At 54.5% G+C, this 17788-nt stretch carries 21 protein-coding genes and 1 pseudogene; 19 read left to right on the top strand and 3 right to left on the bottom strand.

Features of this window, described 5'->3' with window-relative positions:
- Window positions 1-63 precede the first annotated feature (63 nt).
- The 4 genes from ACSSVV_RS07905 (at window position 64) to ACSSVV_RS07890 (ending at window position 3532) form a co-directional block, all read left to right on the top strand.
- Complete coding sequence (locus ACSSVV_RS07905) at window positions 64-1878, top strand: phosphoadenosine phosphosulfate reductase domain-containing protein (RefSeq protein WP_454105941.1); 1815 nt, start codon at window positions 64-66, stop codon at window positions 1876-1878.
- Window positions 1879-1976: 98 nt separating this feature from the next.
- Entirely contained in the window at window positions 1977-2249 is a 273-nt protein-coding gene (locus ACSSVV_RS07900; RefSeq protein WP_454105940.1) for a hypothetical protein, read from the top strand.
- A gap of 13 nt (window positions 2250-2262) precedes the next feature.
- Window positions 2263-2979 (top strand): hypothetical protein, encoded by a 717-nt coding sequence (locus ACSSVV_RS07895; RefSeq protein ID WP_454105939.1) that lies wholly within the window; start codon window positions 2263-2265, stop codon window positions 2977-2979.
- 304 nt (window positions 2980-3283) lie between these two features.
- Window positions 3284-3532, top strand: coding sequence for a hypothetical protein (locus ACSSVV_RS07890; protein WP_454105938.1), 249 nt, complete (start codon window positions 3284-3286; stop codon window positions 3530-3532).
- 581 nt (window positions 3533-4113) lie between these two features.
- Here ACSSVV_RS07890 and ACSSVV_RS07885 read toward each other — a convergent pair.
- A complete protein-coding gene (locus tag ACSSVV_RS07885; protein ID WP_454105937.1) occupies window positions 4114-4434 on the bottom strand; it encodes a hypothetical protein in 321 nt (106 codons plus the stop codon).
- Between the two features lie 428 nt (window positions 4435-4862).
- On the bottom strand, window positions 4863-5192 hold the full coding sequence (locus ACSSVV_RS07880; protein WP_454105936.1) for a hypothetical protein: 330 nt from the start codon (window positions 5190-5192) through the stop codon (window positions 4863-4865).
- Window positions 5193-5552: 360 nt separating this feature from the next.
- Between ACSSVV_RS07880 and ACSSVV_RS07875 the strand changes: the two genes are divergently transcribed.
- From ACSSVV_RS07875 to ACSSVV_RS07825, 11 genes and pseudogenes are all read left to right on the top strand, one after another.
- Entirely contained in the window at window positions 5553-5897 is a 345-nt protein-coding gene (locus ACSSVV_RS07875) for a helix-turn-helix domain-containing protein (protein ID WP_454105935.1), read from the top strand.
- A pseudogene (locus ACSSVV_RS07870) lies at window positions 5875-6195 on the top strand (HipA N-terminal domain-containing protein); the annotation flags it as partial. The gene ACSSVV_RS07875 and the pseudogene ACSSVV_RS07870, both read left to right, overlap by 23 nt.
- Before the next feature lie 87 nt (window positions 6196-6282).
- A complete protein-coding gene (locus ACSSVV_RS07865) occupies window positions 6283-7107 on the top strand; it encodes a type II toxin-antitoxin system HipA family toxin (RefSeq protein WP_454106091.1) in 825 nt (274 codons plus the stop codon).
- Between the two features lie 96 nt (window positions 7108-7203).
- Complete coding sequence (locus ACSSVV_RS07860; RefSeq protein WP_454105934.1) at window positions 7204-7941, top strand: hypothetical protein; 738 nt, start codon at window positions 7204-7206, stop codon at window positions 7939-7941.
- A gap of 9 nt (window positions 7942-7950) precedes the next feature.
- Window positions 7951-8661, top strand: coding sequence for a hypothetical protein (locus ACSSVV_RS07855; RefSeq protein ID WP_454105933.1), 711 nt, complete (start codon window positions 7951-7953; stop codon window positions 8659-8661).
- A gap of 66 nt (window positions 8662-8727) precedes the next feature.
- Complete coding sequence (locus ACSSVV_RS07850; protein WP_454105932.1) at window positions 8728-10785, top strand: hypothetical protein; 2058 nt, start codon at window positions 8728-8730, stop codon at window positions 10783-10785.
- Window positions 10786-10934: 149 nt separating this feature from the next.
- On the top strand, window positions 10935-11483 hold the full coding sequence (locus ACSSVV_RS07845) for a hypothetical protein (protein ID WP_454105931.1): 549 nt from the start codon (window positions 10935-10937) through the stop codon (window positions 11481-11483).
- Between the two features lie 78 nt (window positions 11484-11561).
- Window positions 11562-12122, top strand: a complete 561-nt coding sequence (locus ACSSVV_RS07840) for a hypothetical protein (protein WP_454105930.1) — start codon at window positions 11562-11564, stop codon at window positions 12120-12122.
- A 480-nt stretch (window positions 12123-12602) separates the two neighbouring features.
- The gene (ltrA, locus tag ACSSVV_RS07835) at window positions 12603-13970 is read left to right on the top strand and encodes a group II intron reverse transcriptase/maturase (RefSeq protein ID WP_454105929.1); all 1368 of its coding nucleotides are present in this window, start codon (window positions 12603-12605) and stop codon (window positions 13968-13970) included.
- Window positions 13971-14153: 183 nt separating this feature from the next.
- Window positions 14154-14951 (top strand): hypothetical protein, encoded by a 798-nt coding sequence (locus tag ACSSVV_RS07830; protein WP_454105928.1) that lies wholly within the window; start codon window positions 14154-14156, stop codon window positions 14949-14951.
- A 225-nt stretch (window positions 14952-15176) separates the two neighbouring features.
- The gene (locus ACSSVV_RS07825) at window positions 15177-15830 is read left to right on the top strand and encodes a hypothetical protein (RefSeq protein WP_454105927.1); all 654 of its coding nucleotides are present in this window, start codon (window positions 15177-15179) and stop codon (window positions 15828-15830) included.
- Here ACSSVV_RS07825 and ACSSVV_RS07820 read toward each other — a convergent pair.
- On the bottom strand, window positions 15818-16303 hold the full coding sequence (locus tag ACSSVV_RS07820) for a hypothetical protein (RefSeq protein ID WP_454105926.1): 486 nt from the start codon (window positions 16301-16303) through the stop codon (window positions 15818-15820). The genes ACSSVV_RS07825 and ACSSVV_RS07820 overlap by 13 nt on opposite strands.
- 118 nt (window positions 16304-16421) lie before the next feature.
- Between ACSSVV_RS07820 and ACSSVV_RS07815 the strand changes: the two genes are divergently transcribed.
- The 4 genes from ACSSVV_RS07815 to ACSSVV_RS07800 are packed head-to-tail and all read left to right on the top strand — an operon-like array spanning window position 16422 to window position 17764.
- Window positions 16422-16631, top strand: coding sequence for a hypothetical protein (locus tag ACSSVV_RS07815; RefSeq protein ID WP_454105925.1), 210 nt, complete (start codon window positions 16422-16424; stop codon window positions 16629-16631).
- 7 nt (window positions 16632-16638) lie between these two features.
- Window positions 16639-16905: a hypothetical protein gene (locus ACSSVV_RS07810; RefSeq protein ID WP_454105924.1), complete on the top strand. Its 267-nt coding sequence runs from the start codon at window positions 16639-16641 to the stop codon at window positions 16903-16905.
- Window positions 16883-17446, top strand: a complete 564-nt coding sequence (locus tag ACSSVV_RS07805) for a hypothetical protein (RefSeq protein WP_454105923.1) — start codon at window positions 16883-16885, stop codon at window positions 17444-17446. The genes ACSSVV_RS07810 and ACSSVV_RS07805 overlap by 23 nt, the downstream gene beginning before the upstream one ends.
- A gap of 24 nt (window positions 17447-17470) precedes the next feature.
- On the top strand, window positions 17471-17764 hold the full coding sequence (locus ACSSVV_RS07800; protein WP_454105922.1) for a hypothetical protein: 294 nt from the start codon (window positions 17471-17473) through the stop codon (window positions 17762-17764).
- The last annotated feature ends 24 nt before the right edge of the window (window positions 17765-17788 follow it).

The following is a 17788-nucleotide window of genomic DNA, read 5'->3' as shown; positions in this document are numbered from 1 at the left end:
ATGGGTATGAATTGAGCTGGCCACCGCCAGCGATATAGGCAACCGCCACCCGAGGATTTCAGGATGACCATGCAAGCCACCTTGTTCGCAGAGCACATCGAAGCCGCCAAACCCGTGACAGTGCGCCTGCCACTGGGTCAATTGGTTTCTGACGCTATCAGGGCTATTGAGAACGCCATGATCTCTACGAAGGTGACCTGTGCCGGCGTAAGCTACGGGAAGGACAGTAGCGTTGTCCTGGCCCTCACCCTGCAGGCAGCACGCAACCTCCTGAACCGCGGCATCCGTCGACGGGTGGTGGTACTCACTTCAAACACGCTGGTTGAGAACCCCTCCGTGATCAAGCTGGCCTACCGTATGTCACGCGCCATGCTGGAGTGGAGTAAGAACGCCGGCATTGAGGTCGAGCAAAGATGGGTTACCCCTGCGCCTGCAGATCATTATCTGGTCTCCATGATTGGCGGCAGGGCCGTGGCCTCAGCAGCCGGGGGGAAATCTACCTGCACCATCGACCTGAAGATTCGCCCGATGGACAAGGTTCGCAAGGAGCTAGCCAAGGAGTATGGCGCTGAGAACATCCTCACTCTGATTGGCACGCGATTTGACGAGAGCAACACTCGCGGCAACCGTATGCGTGCTCGGGGAGAGAGCTCCACTCGCCCCCAACAAACCGATTCTGGCAGCTGGCTCCTATCTCCGATCGCTGATTGGATTGAAGGCGATGTGTGGGCCTTCCTGAACGCTGACCAGAAGCGTCTCGGTTTCGCCACACTGGACTTTACTCCGACACTGGCGCTGTACGAGACCATCGGTGAGTCTACCTGCTCGATTGGCGCCATTGATCCTGAGTTTGGCAAGTCCGCCAGCAGCTGCGGCGGCGGACGTACTGGTTGCTGGGCGTGCCAGAAGGTTACCCGCGATCACAGCCTTGAGGGCATGACTGAACGGTTCCCCGCCTACGAACCACTTACCCGCCTGTCGCGGATCATTCGGGCCGGGCACTATGTTCCGGAGAACCGGAGCTATCTGAGCAAGAGCATCACCCCGGAAGGCACTATCAAAGTCTTCTCTAACGGATACTCTGCCCGCTGGACCGAAAAGCTGTTGGCCTGGACCATGACTGTCGACGCCAATGAAGACGACTATGCGAGGAAGACTGGAAAGCCCCGCCGCTTCCCGAGGCTACTAGAACCTGAGCATCTTGTTCTGATCTCATTCCACTGGGCTCGCTATGGCCAGCATGCACCTGGAGCGTTCATCCGGATCTACGAGCGAATTGAGTCGGGCTACCGCTACCAGCTGCCATCCGACGAAGACATCCAGGCCATCGAGAGCCGCTCGGACAAAGGTATGATTGGCAAAGAGCTCGGAGAGATTCACCTGACCCAACGACCAGAAACCCGGGAATATCGCGACGACTGGCGCACCACTCTCGGTACCCTGGCAAGCTTTGACTCCGATCGGGCTTCCTGCACCGTAGCAGCCATGGATGAGGACACTTACACCAGCGGCAAGGGCCAGCGTCACGACGCTCTGGTATCCGGGGAGCAACTGGAGGCCGACTTGAGCGACCTCCTGGATGCCCAGAGAGAGCCTACCGCGGCGTTCTACGATTTCATGTGGTGGTGGTCGATGGAGTTTGCCGAGGGAAATCGTAGCAACGTTGATGAAATGAACTGGCTGCTCCGAGAAGGTATCGTCCGGGCCCGCAACGGATACCAGGCGCAGATCGTCCGGTACCAGGATTACTGCAGAGCTCTGCAGATGGCCGGGCTGGAAGGCAAAGGCGGTTCACTGAACGAATTGATGCTACACCCGGGCTTTGTTCCCGCGACGAGCAAAAACACACAATCCCAGCAGTTTGACCTGGGAGCGTAAAGAATCCGTAACGCGTTGGCGGATCCCCTGCCCCGGGGCAACCCGGGGATTTTTTTACCGCCCGGGCGCTACACAGAATCCACGTAGGAGAATCACCCATGCTTTACCACGCGCCAACCCGCAGATTCACTGTTGCCCAGAACGATATTGAACGAACAACCATCTGTCTGCTACTCGCGCTCAAGCACATCCGGGAAATCTCAGGGTTACCGCTCACCGCGTACAGTCGGGATGGCGTAGCACTCGACGATTCCGATCATGCACAGAAGAACGTCATCGATGCTGCCAAGGCAATCGGGATCGATCTGGGCGCCGAGTGGGGTAACGAGCTGGACCTCAGCGACAATGGCCAACTGATGAAACGAGTCTAAGGACACACACGCCATGACCAAACACACCGCCGTATTTGCGATCTTTGATCGCGCTCAGTACGAGGCCTATGCCGACACCAACTGTTCGAGCGCCCACCTCGACCACACAACCTTGGGCGCCGGAGACCGTATCAAATGTCTTGCCCGAATCGAACTCCGGACTAAGATCCACGCTGGCCGCTGGCAGTTTGAAGTGGTCCGAGAGGACAGCACGAACCGGTCTTCAGTGGATCTGTCGGAGCCACTGATCAACCCATCCCCGATCCTCTTCGTTGAGCAGGATTCATCCCATTCAAACCTTGCTCGCGTGGTTGACTTCACCAATTCAGGAGACCTGGAAGGCACAGGCCTTAACAGCTGGCTCATTGAGCAGGCCAGACAGCGATTCCTGCAGGTAGCAGGACCAGACCCCTGGCTTAGCGGCTTCCTGAGCCCAGTCGACAAAGACAATTCGCGAAGACTTCCATTTTGGCAAAGACAAATCGGTATCGAATTGAAGGTTGATGACTCCGGCACCGGCCAGGCAGCCGGACCTTGGCTAAGTTCATACAACCGGTACCGAAGCTCTGTAGTAGCTCTCCAGGTATGCGAAGAGGGTTCCGTGCCATTTCGTGAATGTCGCAAAGGGGGCAAGCTGTACTGGGCTGGCAACCTCCTGGCTTTCAAGGTACCCAGTGACTTCGATTCGATTTCGGAAGGGAGGTCATGGAAGTCAGTTTTTGCCGAGTAGGCTCAGCCTACGGCTGTGCCGGTGCTGAACGGTCAGGCTTTGCCTGGCCGTGAAGGAAGGCCGGAGGCCGCTGCAAGGGCCAAAGGCCCGCACGACTCCCCTCGAGGCGCTGGCCGGTACCGCCAGCCCCGACCACCCCACCAAGCTCCACACTCTCTCCCCGTTAAATGCAAAAAATCGTTCAAATTTGAACAATAGGGCCGTTCCGATCTTGACGCACAAGGTCGTAAAGACCTACACTGACCTTATGAATTGAGCTGGCACCCGCCAGCAGAACAGGCTCAGGCCAAACAGGAGAAACATCATGTCTGACACGCTCACCCCCGTACCCTTTTTCACCGACAGTATTACGCTGGTACCGCACAGCGTTTCATCTGAAATTGCAGATCACATCGAGAAACCGCTCACGATTGGGGAGTTTGTAAAGCGCACCGGTGCGCGTCGGGTAAGTCTTTACACCACAGGCGATAACGAATTACTCATTCAGACCAGCCTGCCAGACGGCCGGCAGATTTTCGCCCGGGGCCCCGAAAGGTTTCCCGTTTACCACTGAAGCAAGAATCCCGAGATAGCGGCGGCACAGCGGCCGCATAATTCAATGGAGAAGAGAAGATGGATTACATTGTGGTAGTTGTGGATCGTCGAACTCAAAAATGCGTCGGTGTGGACTTCTGCGAATCAGAGGATCAGCTGCTCGAATCGGCCCGTAGGTACCAAGAGGACTTCGGCGAACGGGCTGTTGTGATCACCAGTCCCAGCCTTGAAGCAATCGCCAGCAACGTTGGCACTGAATTGGCCAGACTGGAACGTGACCACCGGTCGAACGAGAGGGACGCCACGGAGGACATGACCTGGACATCCTGCAGGGAATGTCTTCCTACGCCGGACGATGGAGACCCTTGGGGGCATATTTTTATCCGGGATAAAGACGATGTCCACCGGGTTAGAGTGGGGTTTGTTCTTGAATGCGCAGAGCGCTCACCAACGAACGATATCTACAACACGGAATGGGCGCCAACGGGATTCAGATTGCCACATTGTGGAAGCGGCAACTAGGAAGCGCCCATCGGCACTTGAAAGAAACGGGAGACACGCGCCTGGCGCGTGCCCTTAACCCTTGAGCGTAGCTTTCGCTCAGTTAGTCTCGTTCTGACAACCAAAGGTATACTGCTCCACGTCACCAACAATGATCTTTGTATTTGGACCCGGAGCGACAAAACGAGCCCCCTTACCCAGCCGCTGTTCGCACGCCCGATCGAAGAAAGCCACTGATGCATCAATAGGTCTGACCTCAACAATTTTAACCTTGTTGTCACCAGCTTTTTGATAAACAACCTCGGCTTTTACGTTGTTTCCTTCGGAATCTGTAAATGTCTTCTCTATTCTCTGATTTTCTCCAGCGATAGCACCACTGGACAAAGCTAGAATGGCGAGCACAGCTATTACATTACCCATAGAATCACCTTTACCGAATTGCAGCGGCCTCCCTGACAAATAATCAGGAAGGCCGGCAGTTGTACCCAATAATTAAGAGATTAATGTCGGGCTCGAACTTCACCTACAGCAGTTGCACACAAACCCGGAATACAACCATTCAGGTATACCGGCCAAGTTCCAGCGTTGTGCGATACACAGACAACACGAATATTCAAACGACCATTATAAACATTGCTACCCACGATTCCGCCATTAGAAATCGAGCATTTATCCGCCACCATTGCCAAGCTATACTCTCCCCCCGCATTGGTCGAGTAGTACATGTATCCATCCAGCGTATAGTTGGAGTTTACAGGGGCATTTCTGTTGGGCGGCACCAGATTTATAGAGGGTGTGTAATATGGCGTTATGGTTGCAGTCCCAACCTCTGACGCGGGGGTATCGCTTTACTCCTGCTGGCAAACGATCACATCAACCACATCCTCGCCAATGATATTGATTGTTTCATCATAGGCATCCCGACCACCGGAAGACTTGCAATACTCTTCGTGTCTGGCCTTTAACTCAGCAGACCGCATTCCCTGCAGAACGGCTAATTTCCCGTTACCCATTCTAATCCCGTGCGTTACAAACTGCTTCGCCTCGGAGCTGTCGGAAGACACGGAAAACGACCTGGATTCGACTTCATTACTATTTGTTGCATGCGCAACACCAGCTAAACCGGTTGCTACAACTATAAGTGACGCTTTTATCCCTTGACCGATTATATCCTTCATCGTTACATATCCCTTTAATCATCACTGCACTCGTGACAAGTGCTCATGTTGGTTTAGCATCGCATTAAATAAGTGTCAAAACATCACCGCAATAATTAATGATGTAATCGTCATATATGTGGCATGCAAATAAATGGCAGTATCAGTCATGTGTAATGGCATCATATAAGCCTGATGTCGAAATCTCATTCCAGGTATAGCTCACGCAGCTATGTTGGCGCCCCATGAAGCTAACAAGCACTGTGTCGCGGTCGATCCAAATAGCGAGACCACAAGATCCTGAACAACAGAAGCCCTGAATGCATGAAATTTGATGGCCAAGAGTCTATAATCAATCAGATCTGATATGTTGAGGCAGCCATGGGAACGCCATCGAGTCACCGTGAGTTTTTAACCCCAGCCGCACTGGAGGGTATTCGCACCCTGGGCAAGCACATTCGGATTGCTCGAAAGCGACGAAGTCTAACTCAACAAGATCTTGCCGACCGGGCTTCAGTGGGCGTGGCCACGGTTCAGCGCCTTGAGCGAGGCGAGTCAGTCAGCCTGGATATTTTGGCCAATATTCTGGTGGCCATGGACCTGGAAGATACCCTGAGCAGCGTCGCCAACCCGGACGAGGACGAGACGGGTAAAGCGCTGGAATATCGACGATTGCCAAAACGTGTAAGAGAGCAGCGTAAACATGGCTTGGACACCGATTTCTAAAGCGTATGTGTTCTCCACCCTGAAGGACGAGCCGAGACCAGTGGGCGTTGTGAGCCTTGAGGGTGGTATTTATACCTTTGGATACGCAAATTCATGGCTCGAGCGACCAGACGCTTACCCGCTGGATCCACTTCACTTACCGCTTACATCCCGCAGATTTCAGTCCACGCGACTATTTGGCGCGCTGACCGATTCACTGCCCGACAATTGGGGGCAACGCGTTATTCTGGCTACCCACACACAAACCCCAGGAAACCCGATTGAATGGCTGCTCGCTACACGAGGACGCGGGGTAGGCGCACTCGCCTTTTCGGCAGCCCGAACGAAGGTGCTCGAGCCCAACACGCCACCAACTCTCCGAGACCTCGATCGACTTCTGACGGCTATGGACAAAATTGAAGCATCCCAGAGCATTCAGGACCAGGAGCTTATTCACCTTGTTGAATATGGCTCAAGCTTTGGTGGTGCGCGCCCAAAAACCATCGTTGTAGACAACGATCGAGAATGGCTGGCCAAATTATCCCGGAACGACGATACCTTTGATCAGATTGGTGCCGAGGCAGCATCACTGGCCATGGCCCGAGACCTTGGCATCCAGGTACCGGACTTCCGCATTCACATGACTAACGACAGGCCGGTACTCCTGGTTGAGCGTTTCGACAGGGAATGTCGTCAGCCCTGCATCCACTACCTGAGCGGCGAATCTGCACTGAATATTCGGAAGATCCGGGAGACCGACTTTGCTGGGGAGTACAGTTACCAGGGACTGGCCAGCGTCATCCGCAAGATCAGCCAGGCCCCGAAAGAGGATCTGCAAGAGCTTTACCGGCGCATGGCATTCAATGTGGCCATTGGGAATACCGACGACCACCTGAAGAACCATGGATTCATGTATTCGGAGGCAGATGGCTGGCGACTGGCGCCGGCATTTGACTTGCTCCCCCATCCCGGCCAGCTGACATTGCACGCCATTGGTATTGGTGCGCAAGGTAGGCAATCGGATATCGAGAACCTCCTGTCCCGGGCCGGCGTCTTTGGCTTGAAGCGAAATGAGGCCGAACAGACCGTTGCGCACACCTTAGACCTGATGGAGTCTGCGAACGACTACTTCCGGGATTATGGGGTGCCAGATGTTGATGCGGGCATGCTGACCCGCATCTGTCAGCGTTTTGCTGAGCCCAGCCCCACGCACCCACGAGTAATGCAATAGGAAAGTGCGAAGAATCGAACCAGAGGTATCATTTGGCAAGATATGGTTATCGCATAATATATGCTATACCCTTCACAGAAACGAGCGAGAGTAGCAATGGACGACACACGCGAACAGGAACGCCCAATGTATGTGGTTTTTGAGTCTGCCGGCAATTCCTGCATTACAGAAATCACCAATAACACCGCAAAGGCTCAGAAATGGCGGGACAATGGCTATGAGGTCATTTCCACCAGTTCAACCGTGGCCGCAACGCAGTTATTCCTGACCCCAAGCCTGTATTCGAGACTCGACGATGCAACCTGGGCCGACCTAGCTCAAGGCATGGAAGAGCTGCATGCGAATCACATCATCTACTTGTCAGAGAAAACCCAGAGCGGCTTCTTTGACCACACCCCGTTAGATCTACCGGCTGAGCTTGCCATCAAACGCCTTGAACGTCTGCGGCAGTTTCCCTCTCCGGCAAACATTCCCGTACAGCGCGAGTTGACGGAAATTGTGATGGCCCATGCAAACGATCGCAAGGTTGACCAGACCCTGTTCACGGAGAAAAGCCTCAAAACCGATTCCTGGAATGACAGCATCGACGGCATGGATGAAGAAGATTTCCAGCAGTGGGAATCCGACCGCAACGGTGAACTCGCCTTGATCGCAAACGCGAACAAAGAGCGCGAAACCCGCGGCCAACCGGTCCCGCCTGAAGATCTTGTCAAGGAGGCCCAGCTGCTCCATGAGTTGATGGAAATAGGCTCCACACGCCATCAGCGATTGTTCATATCCACACTCCAGGCATCGCCTGACGAAACGGTTAGTTTATCACCGACTATCAATTGAGAGGGCGCTATGACGACAATTCAGGCACACATGATTCATGACAGCGACGGTCAACTTTCACGCGTGACCGTCAATGATGATGATGCTCAGATGGCGCAAGCGGAAGGCAAATGCGTCACGACAAACGCAACTGCTGAGGAAATCTTTGATGCATTCATGCCCACACTCCCTCTCCGTTTAATGGACGACGCCGCATGGCAGCACCTGGCCCCTTGGCTAAAGTCTGAAGCAGACCAAATCGCAAAAAATACAGGGAACCCCAAAGACGACGGATTCCCGTACCAGCCAGGAACCATGCTTTTCAACCCGCCAGCTCCCGACCTGCCAGAGCCCCTGTTTGATCTGTATGCGGATACTCTCGAACAAGTGTTCAGTGTTCGTCACGACCTACACGCCTTTATAGCCCTTGCTGAAATTGGATTTGCTCGCCAGGCCGGGCGTAAGGTAAACGAATCACTGTTTACGGCAGAAACCCTGCAGATGAGCTGGGAAGCTTTCTTCGACGATCCGTTTGATGAAGTTGAAGAACAGGCTACGCGTGCGGAGATATTTGCCGAAGAAGTGGCCACCCAGAATGCCTCTGAACGATCGGCCTATGGCGATTCTGCCCCGGGCAGCCTGCGGACAGAGCTTATTGCCAGGCTCATGGCCAAAGAGCTCGCCTACGTCCTCGAGCAATATCCGGAAGAGAAAAAGACTACCTCGCTATCTCTGAGTTAACCCCTTGATCAATAAAGCCCCTGCCCCACCCGGGGCATTCAACAAAACCACAAAGAAGGAAACCCTATGAAGCTGAAACCTTCAGTAGCGCTGTTAGGGCTCGCCCTTACGACCACCCTCTATGGCTGTGGTGGTGGCGGCAGCGGGAGTGACTCCAGCCCCTCTGGCACCAGCACTCCGCCAGCTGCAGAACAACCAGGCTCAACAGATAACGATACCTCAACACCGACAGGCCCAACCTACTCGGTTACCGGAATGGCGGCGGACGGCTACCTGGTGAATGCCGAAGTCTGCGCGGATCTGAATGGTGATGGTCTCTGCGGTACCGATGAACCAAGCGCATACTCAGATGGTACCGGTGCTTTTGAACTGGCGATTCCTGAAAATGAAATCGCCTCCCAGATCGTCGTCCAGGCCATTCCGGGTGTGACCGTGGATCTTGACACCAACCAACCGGTTACAGGCCCCTTTACCCTCAAGGCCCCGGTCACCGAAGATCAGTTGGATGTATTTGTTTCTCCGCTAACCACGCTGGTTGCTAATCGCATGGATGAGACCGGCGAGAAAGCGAACGAAGCATTGAGAGCTGTCGCTGACACGCTGGGCGTGAGCATCAACCCACTGGAGGACTTCATTACGGCTGGGCAGAAGGCAACAGATCCCCGTGCTATTGAAGAATATGCGAAAGCCCACCGGGTAGCACAAGTCCTTGCTCGTCTCGAAGGTGAAATACGCAATAAACTCGACGGCAACGCGGCGACTAACACCGATTCTCTGGCTGCCATTCAAGACGACCTTGCATCCCGTGTTGCATCGATCGCACGCGACATTGAAGAAACCCTTGCTGCGTCTTTTGATCCTGATGCAGTGGCCGCTCAGTATCCGGTTGACTACGTCGTGCGTGACATTGCCAATGGCACTACAGAAGTTGATCGCCGGATGGCCGGCGCGGATATGACGATTAATCCCTTCTTCGAGTCCACGGGAGGGCGAGCATCCCGTGGCGGCGTAAACGAACTGTTCCTGACTTATAACCAGGACACCGGGAAGGTTCACTATCAGCGTTTGACCACCGAATGGCTGCCCGAAACCTCCGAGAGCACGGTTTACCTGAACAGTGTTCCAGCGAACGTCCTGCTTAATTCCGATGGTTTCCCAGAATCCACGCCCGCACCCGATGAGTCCGCGAAGAAGCTGGTCTGGAGCTCCCAAGATGGGGAGTTCAAAGTCGTGGATGTTGGCTTTGGTGTTGGCGAACGCAGCTATGAACCTGCTGCAAACGGTTCAGATAAGATGCTGGACAGTACCGCTTTTTCCGGTGCGGTTCGGGTCGCGTCCGTATTTGAGGGCTTCTCGCTTCGATACATCAACGACCACCTGGCAGTGAATGAGCTGTTCGGGAAAACCCTACCCAATGACCTCTTCACCGACCCGTATCCCGGGATCTTGCCCGACGGTACTTGGGCCTACAAAACGAACGAACTGTTTCTGGACCATGTGATGGTTGCTCCGTGGGACGATGCCGCGCAGGGCGAGCGTTGCGAGAACGGCACCACATACACTCTCGATATGAGCAGCTGTAACGTGATGGTGTCCGGGTACATGTTGGATGCCAACAAGACATTCGCAACCTCCATGGCGGACCTCGCCTACCCGGCAGATTACGAACAGACCTCTCATTTCGTCACGGCAACCCACCTGGCGTCGGATTCAGATCGCGCCATGATCTTCACGACGGATGGCGAAATCCACATTTACCCGGCTCCGCGTTATGTTCGGGATGAATTTGGACAAATCCTGTCCGCAGAGCCGTTTGCGCGCTCTGAAATGATCGCGAAGGGTACCTGGCGCTCGGTTGCTAACCCGTATCCATATATCTGGCTGCAGCTGCCAGCTGGTTACGAATACAATGTAGCTCGGGGCGACTTCCACACTGGAAACCCGATCCTGTTTGAGTACCAGGGCTATCTGCGAAACGGCTGGAAACTACCGCTGGGAGCCAATGTTGCAAGCGTCCTGGGCTTCGATCATCCACGTATTCTGGTGAACAATCTGACCGCCACGCGCATCGGTCATATTCTGAAGGATGCGGGAGTGCTGGCGGATACACCGCTGGAGGATTAACAGAGCAATCCCAGCTCACCGAAAGGCACCTCCGGGTGCCTTTTTTTGATTAAATGATTGACTAAATAGGGCGCAACGACCTATGATAAAGCTATGAACTGAGCTGGCAACCGCCAGAACAGCAAGGCAAACGCCAACACGAGGAAACCATGATGAATACAGCCGTTAGTTCCACCATCGAGACTGATGCGAGCATTTATTCGGTCACCGTAACGACAGATGCCACGGTGAGCACACAGATCAACATTGCCGCCCAAAGCCCTGAGCAGGCAAACCAGAAAGCGCTTGAGTTGGTCAAAACCTGTGGCGCCATCTGGGCACTTGATGAAGGCTCGATTCACCCAAAAGACGCCTATCTGCCGGATCCCGAGAGCACGGAACCTCTAAACGTAAGCTCCCAGCAACCAGAGCAGTCCGCAACAAGGCTCGAAAAGACAGTTTCTGTCATCCTTAACACTTTCGATACCGAAGGCAATCAAGTTGACACCGACCAAATGGATCTGAGCGAGGCCGCAGTGTCTGACATCATTGATCACGCAGCTCAGCTTGCCATTGTAATGCGTGACATGGGAGCCAAGCGCTGCGGAATTGAAGCCTTTGACCAGGTGTTTAGCGAACTGGAAAGCGCCCTGCAATCTGCAGGCGTTATCGCTGAAGATAGCCATCCACTGCCAGCATTAGTGCTCGCAAAAAACTAAAGTCGCTACAACCGACAGCACAATATTTTGCGGGCCACGCCGGCCCGATTAGGCCAACGCCAACCAGAGGATTACCTTATGAGCAATCGAAAGCATTCAGGCAAGCTTGTTTACCTAACCAATCCGGTTTGCGACTCTGTTGAGGATCGCTCCGAATTGTTCGAGAAAATCGGGCTGGCTTACACCACCATTCATGGCGAATTCTATCCACTCACACCAAGCGAAGATCGCTTCATTTGCGAAAATGCTTTGCCGATCGGCCCCCATTGGGCCCTGATTGGTTGCTCAGCGTTACGCAATGGCACCAAGTACCTGGCACCTACCATTGAATTCGGGTACTACAATGATGGCGACAACGAGCTAGACTGGACAAAGCAGGAAGCCGAAGCCGCGTACCGGGCCTTTGAGCCACTTCTTCAAGTCCTCGCAGAACAAACAAATGGATACTACACATTGAGGGACGAGCCTGCCGCCGAATATGGTCCTGGCGACGGCTACTTTGCTGCCGAATTGCTGATCCCCTTCGAGTATGCGAGGAAGGCCAGCGGTGACCTCGCAACCTGGTGCGACCACCTCGAAAAAATTGCAAGAGAACACGCGATCAAGCTCGGCTTGGTGACTGAAAAAAAGGTTGCGTAGACCTTGCAAAATTGATTTTAGTGTATACCATGTGATAAGGCTGTTTTGTTTTTCTTGTGTATCTTCTCGCCCTTGCAGGCCCTACCAGGCCTGCTTTTTTTGTGCGCCCGGCACGGGCGCACTCCTGGAGGTGCAAGTCCTCCCGTAAGCTGGCCACAGCGAGCGAAGTGAAGCGCAACTGCGGAAGGGCGACCGACCGTGGGGAGGAAGCGTGGATCGTAAACCGTGAGCCGATGAACAAGAATCGGATACGAGGCACTGCCGAGCAGGGCGAGCGGGCAAGAAGCCGCGAAGCTCCTGTGGCCAAAGCGAGGCGGTGTATATCCGGCGGTTGTGCGGTGAAGGAGTGTGTTCTTACCCGGGGAGATCTCGCCTTATGCCTGAAAGGGCGACGTGGCAACACGGAGCGAGAAGTCAGCAGAGGCCATAGTAGCCGCTAACACAGGGCGAAGGGCCGAACGAGAAGGAGCGTCAAACGCCTTGTCGATGAGCACTGTAACGCATCAGATGCCCGCGTCAGCGGGGCGGGTCGCCACAAGGGAAGGTGAAGCCTTGCCGAGTGTGACCAGTGATGAAGCAGGACTCCCGCGACGAGAACCGGAGGGCGCAGGGCGAAACCTGCTTGCGCAGGCGTTCGCACGAGAGAATATGCAGCGGGCATGGAAGCGCGTGAAGGCCAACAAAGGATCGGCAGGTGTGGACGGGCTGGATATTGCCCAAACCGCAGAACACCTGCGATGGGTGTGGCCGGAGCTTCGCCAGCAACTGCTGGAGGGCTCCTACCAACCACAACCCGTTCGTCGGGTAGGCATCCCGAAACCGGACGGCAGTGAACGGGAACTGGGTATCCCCACCGTCACCGACCGTCTGATTCAGCAGGCACTGCTGCAAGTGCTGCAACCTCTGATTGATCCCACCTTCAGCGAACACAGCTACGGCTTCCGCCCGGGTCGCCGGGCCCACGACGCCGTGTTGGCTGCGCAACGCTACGCCCAACAAGGTCGCCACATCGTGGTCGATGTCGACCTGTCGAAGTTCTTCGACCGGGTCAACCACGACATCCTGATCGACCGCTTGAAGAAACGGATCAACGATCCCGGAGTCATCCGGCTGGTTCGTGCGTATCTAAACGCGGGCATCATGGATGGCGGCGTGGTCATGGATCGGCATGAGGGCACGCCGCAAGGCGGGCCGTTGTCACCGTTACTGGCCAACGTTCTGCTGGACGAGGTAGATCAAGAGCTGGAACGTCGGGGGCACTGCTTCGCCCGTTACGCCGATGACTGCAACGTTTACGTTTGCAGTTACAAGGCGGGAGAGCGGGTGATGCGCCTGCTACGCCGGTGTTACGAGAAACTGCGTTTGGTGATCAACGAATCCAAAAGTGCAGTTGCCAGCGTGTTCGATCGCAAGTTCCTCGGCTATGTTCTGTGGCAAGGGAGGGATGGAGACGTTCGACGCGCGGTATCCACCAAGGCGTTACAGGCGTTCAAGCTCAGGATCAGGCAGCTGACCCGGGGATCAGGTGGTCGCAGTATGGCACAGGTGGTGGAGAAGCTCCGCCGTTATCTGCTTGGCTGGAAAGGGTACTTCCGGCTGGCGCAAACGCCACGCATCTGGCGATCACTGGATGAGTGGATACGTCGCCGCCTGAGAATGCTCCACCTCCGGCACTGGCGACGGGGCACGACGATCTACCGGGAACTGGTCCGCTTAGGTGCGAGTTCCTGGGTTGCGGAATCTGTGGCGGCCCTGAGCCGTCGCTGGTGGCACAACAGTCGCTCTGCCATTCATAATGTGCTGACCGTTGCCTACTTTGATCGGTTAGGTGTACCGCGGCTCTCTTGATACCTCAACTTCTCGAACCGCCCGGTGCGGACCCGCATGCCGGGTGGTGTGGGAGGGGCGGAACCTGTTGGTTCCCCCCTATCCCGATTGGGCGGTCGATTAAAGTGTGATGCAAGCAGTCCACCCAGAACCCTTTTGCTCAATCAATTCGATTCGGGCAGCAGTAAAGGCATAGGAGCTCCCATGACCTCCCCTCGTGAAACCGCAAAGAACACCGCTGTAACTGGTGCTGTCGCCTCCGGCGCCATCACAAGCATTACATCCGCCGTATCAAAGAATGTGCCCAACCAGGCTGCAAAACTTGGCCAAAAACTCATGGAGGGCTCTGGCTTCGATCAACTTCGCAGTTATCACTCCCTGATCATCTCGGCCATCCTGTTCTTTGCAGGCGGCGGCTACCTCATTACTCTTCTGCCCCGAGATTGGGCTGGGCTGATCATGCTACTGTTCGTGATCGTTGGCTGTGCAGTTGGTTTTGGAGTTGCCCTGTCATTAGCCTTTCAGTTCCACAGATATAGCGCCATAAAGCTTCGATGCCGCATCTACCCGGTTGATAAACCCGACATCAATGCGGGTCAGTCATTAACTGGCAATGTGCTTACTGATGCCATCTTCGTTGCTCCTGTAAAGCTTGCACTGTTTGCCCTGATATTCCCCTTCTGGGTGCTCACAACGATGGGTGAGGTTATCCGGGTAATCGGAATGATCGCCTCAGGAAAACCTTACGCATCGTTCCGAGGCGACCAGGGGAAATACTATGATCGTGTACGGGAAGAGTATGCCAAGCGTTTCAGCACAGCTGGGGAGTTCGCTGCCATTGACTACCTGAGGATTGCGTATTCGGGGCTACTCTCCCCTGTTGGACAAGAAATCCCAAGAAAGCCTTGGCATAACGGCGCCTACAAAGAATGGCTGTCACCTATGATCGAACGACACGGGCCAATTGATTTATATTGCAAGCCGTTTGGCGCACGCGCCTGATGATGACCAGGGAGCAACAATGTTCAGTACAGACCCGGTTTTAAGGGAAGCGAGATTACGTGTACTGAAATCACATGACCAACAAGGTGTAATCGACACGGAAATCGGTCCAGTGTGTGCGCGCTGCTCGCGACAGCAGCAGAAGCTGGTGCTTTTGGTATGGAACAGCCAGACCGGCATACGATGCTGCCCAACTCAAAACTGTAGTGTTTCCGAGACAACACAATGATCAGCCAAACACCGGAAACAATTGATCTGCGGAAACGCCACGAACGAATCTGCATTAACGGCACATGGATCAGGTTTAAGCAGACTGAAACGGTTGAAGGCACCTTCTATGTACCTTCGTTCATTTCGCTACCCTCCACTAGCCGCAAAGGTTGGCGATTACGACTGGCTCGCGCAACGCCCAGAATTGATCGCTATATCCCGGGTGATACATTGGAGGCCGCTCTCTACCAAGCTTGGCACACCCTGGTTCATATACTTCAGCGAGATCCGCTCGGTGACCACCCGGCAAGAGGCATCCAAAAGTCTATTGCCACTGGAGAAACCGGTGTAACGCTGTCCATGGCCAAACCGAATCAGCCCCAGACGTTCTATCTTCGGGTGTACCAATCTATAGAATCAGATCGAGCACACAATGAAATCTTCTGGGGACTGGCATCACACGGGTTAAACCGAGAATTGTTCAACGCCTGCTATCGCCGGGCGGTAGCCGCACGCCGTTACTATGCCCACCTCCGACACCAACACTACCGGCTCAAAGATCCAATCAAGGCCGACGCAACAATACCCGACGAATTTTTGCCAGAAACACTACCGGCTCCAAACCTCTTTGATTCGTTATTGAACGCCCTCGGCAACTACAAAGAATAAGGGTTTCGGTACCCATGCGCATTCAAGTATCGCTCAAAGTCCTCCCGGGACGCCTGCGGGGCTTTTTCAACGACGATCCGCAGAAACTGCCCCGCCCCTCCGGGCACCGAATAATTATAGAAAGCGAACACAGGCCGCCCGTTAATATTGCACACATCGAACGGATATAACCCTTCCCGGAGCTTCGGTCTGCGTGCGTGAACCGCCAGCTCACCGCCTTTCCTTGCACAATAGGCGTTCATTACGTGGTACAAATCACCAACAACATGCTGTGCGCTGACTGCCCTTACCGGCTTGAACACCAAGGCTTCCGACTCGTCTCCCCAGAACTCAAAGCGACCAGCATCATTGTATGACTCATAAGCATGCACGATCGCACTAGATTGCGCTGATGCACGTTCCAGGCTAACCGGAAGCTTTGCGGCACACCCCACCATGAGAACTAACAGAAACAGCAACACCGACTGGCGCATCCTCAAACTCCTTTTCTCTCAGGTCTTGCAATATAGGTCTTTAAGCCCTATTATAGCATTGTAAATTGAGCTGGCCACCGCCAGCGATACCGGCAACCGCCACCGCGAGGAAACCACCATGGATATTCATCAGATTCGCGTAGGTCAGACATACCACTGGAATGACACTACCGCCTGGTCATCCGACGGACAATCTTTCGAACGCTCAGGAATTGTCACCATCACGCGGAAAGGATCAACCTTTGCTTACGGGGTATCCCGCCAGGGCCACCAGATTGCAGTGATTGAAATCCGCCCGGAAACACTCTCTCCAATTCAAGCTCGGTGAAAAGCGCATGAAAGCACACAATCCAATCCACATGATCAATGAGAATGAGTTTGAACTCGTTGCCCGCGGCCAACACATGACACTATTCCGGAAAGGCGATGACTGGGAAATGTGGACTACAAATGCCACAACCCGGGCATGGGGCGGACCAAGCATCAAGGTGTTCCCTTCGCTGGAGGCAGTTGAAGCCAAATACAAAACGTGGAAAGGCATCACAAAGCTGGTCGCGCTGAGTTCCATGGGAGGCAACGGTGAGCAAGCCCAAAACCACTGAGCCCAAATACGCCCTCCAGGTAGTGAAGGGGGGCTTTGTTCCAGCTGACGACGAGACCCTCGCTGCACTGAAGCGAACACCTCTCAAAATCGGTTCCCTAGTGCTGGCGGATCTGCAGATTCCTCGAAATCCAATGTTTTATCGGCGGGCACACAAGTTTGCCCAGGTTTGCCGCGACAACATAGAGGCCTTTCATGGGCTAACCGAGCACAGCATTCTCAAGCGGCTGCAGTTGGAGACCGGTTTCGCCTGCGAGCCGGTTACTGTTCCTGCGGAGTTGTTCTGGGGAGAAATATCCGGACTGATTCGGGCCGCCGTGGGCGCGGAAGCAGATTGCGCCCTCGAACAGATCGGTGCACTACTGAAGGACGAACGCGTGACGGCATTCAAACCCGCCAGCCTGGCCTTTGGCAACATGGACGAATCTGAGTTCAAAGCCATGTTTGAGGGCTTCTGCAACTACATCGCTGAGAAATACTGGCCGGATCTGACCGCAGCGGAAATTGATGCACTTTCGGCATTTATGCCGGAACACACTTAGCACCTACCCAAGAGAGAACTCCCTATGAGCAAGAAACACCAATCATTACCCATTCGCGCGATCTCCGAAACAACTTCTCGGTTGCTCGAACGCCTACCCGACTGGCTGGAGCCTGAAAAGCTGAAGCTTGGCAAGTTTGGCGTAGCCAACGACTCTTGCATTGCGATCGAAATCTTTCGTAGCACTGAGGCCTTCAAGCTGGGCGCCGAGATCGGCAACGATTATGGCCACATCACCATGTCATCCGTTGGCACCACAAAGTACCTGGTATTCACCGAAGCTCGCGCAAGCTTGTGTGGTGAATGCTGGTACAGCTGAATCAGGCCTTTTTTAGAAGCCGGT

Source organism: Marinobacter sp. MBR-105 (assembly GCF_053628895.1).
This window is presented reverse-complemented; position numbering and strand designations above follow the sequence as displayed.

Bases quoted from the DNA above. Each gene is read 5' to 3' on its own strand.
- ACSSVV_RS07840 (WP_454105930.1), top strand. From the start codon at position 11,562: ATGAGCAATCGAAAGCATTCAGGCAAGCTTGTTTACCTAACCAATCCG.
- ACSSVV_RS07820 (WP_454105926.1), bottom strand. From the start codon at position 16,303: ATGCGCCAGTCGGTGTTGCTGTTTCTGTTAGTTCTCATGGTGGGGTGT.
- ACSSVV_RS07900 (WP_454105940.1), top strand. From the start codon at position 1,977: ATGCTTTACCACGCGCCAACCCGCAGATTCACTGTTGCCCAGAACGAT.
- ACSSVV_RS07875 (WP_454105935.1), top strand. From the start codon at position 5,553: ATGGGAACGCCATCGAGTCACCGTGAGTTTTTAACCCCAGCCGCACTG.
- ACSSVV_RS07865 (WP_454106091.1), top strand. From the start codon at position 6,283: ATGGACAAAATTGAAGCATCCCAGAGCATTCAGGACCAGGAGCTTATT.
- ACSSVV_RS07855 (WP_454105933.1), top strand. From the start codon at position 7,951: ATGACGACAATTCAGGCACACATGATTCATGACAGCGACGGTCAACTT.
- ACSSVV_RS07885 (WP_454105937.1), bottom strand. From the start codon at position 4,434: ATGGGTAATGTAATAGCTGTGCTCGCCATTCTAGCTTTGTCCAGTGGT.
- ACSSVV_RS07895 (WP_454105939.1), top strand. From the start codon at position 2,263: ATGACCAAACACACCGCCGTATTTGCGATCTTTGATCGCGCTCAGTAC.
- ACSSVV_RS07825 (WP_454105927.1), top strand. From the start codon at position 15,177: ATGATCAGCCAAACACCGGAAACAATTGATCTGCGGAAACGCCACGAA.
- ACSSVV_RS07890 (WP_454105938.1), top strand. From the start codon at position 3,284: ATGTCTGACACGCTCACCCCCGTACCCTTTTTCACCGACAGTATTACG.
- ACSSVV_RS07860 (WP_454105934.1), top strand. From the start codon at position 7,204: ATGGACGACACACGCGAACAGGAACGCCCAATGTATGTGGTTTTTGAG.
- ACSSVV_RS07810 (WP_454105924.1), top strand. From the start codon at position 16,639: ATGAAAGCACACAATCCAATCCACATGATCAATGAGAATGAGTTTGAA.
- ACSSVV_RS07850 (WP_454105932.1), top strand. From the start codon at position 8,728: ATGAAGCTGAAACCTTCAGTAGCGCTGTTAGGGCTCGCCCTTACGACC.
- ACSSVV_RS07880 (WP_454105936.1), bottom strand. From the start codon at position 5,192: ATGAAGGATATAATCGGTCAAGGGATAAAAGCGTCACTTATAGTTGTA.
- ACSSVV_RS07845 (WP_454105931.1), top strand. From the start codon at position 10,935: ATGATGAATACAGCCGTTAGTTCCACCATCGAGACTGATGCGAGCATT.
- ACSSVV_RS07830 (WP_454105928.1), top strand. From the start codon at position 14,154: ATGACCTCCCCTCGTGAAACCGCAAAGAACACCGCTGTAACTGGTGCT.
- ACSSVV_RS07905 (WP_454105941.1), top strand. From the start codon at position 64: ATGACCATGCAAGCCACCTTGTTCGCAGAGCACATCGAAGCCGCCAAA.
- ACSSVV_RS07815 (WP_454105925.1), top strand. From the start codon at position 16,422: ATGGATATTCATCAGATTCGCGTAGGTCAGACATACCACTGGAATGAC.
- ACSSVV_RS07800 (WP_454105922.1), top strand. From the start codon at position 17,471: ATGAGCAAGAAACACCAATCATTACCCATTCGCGCGATCTCCGAAACA.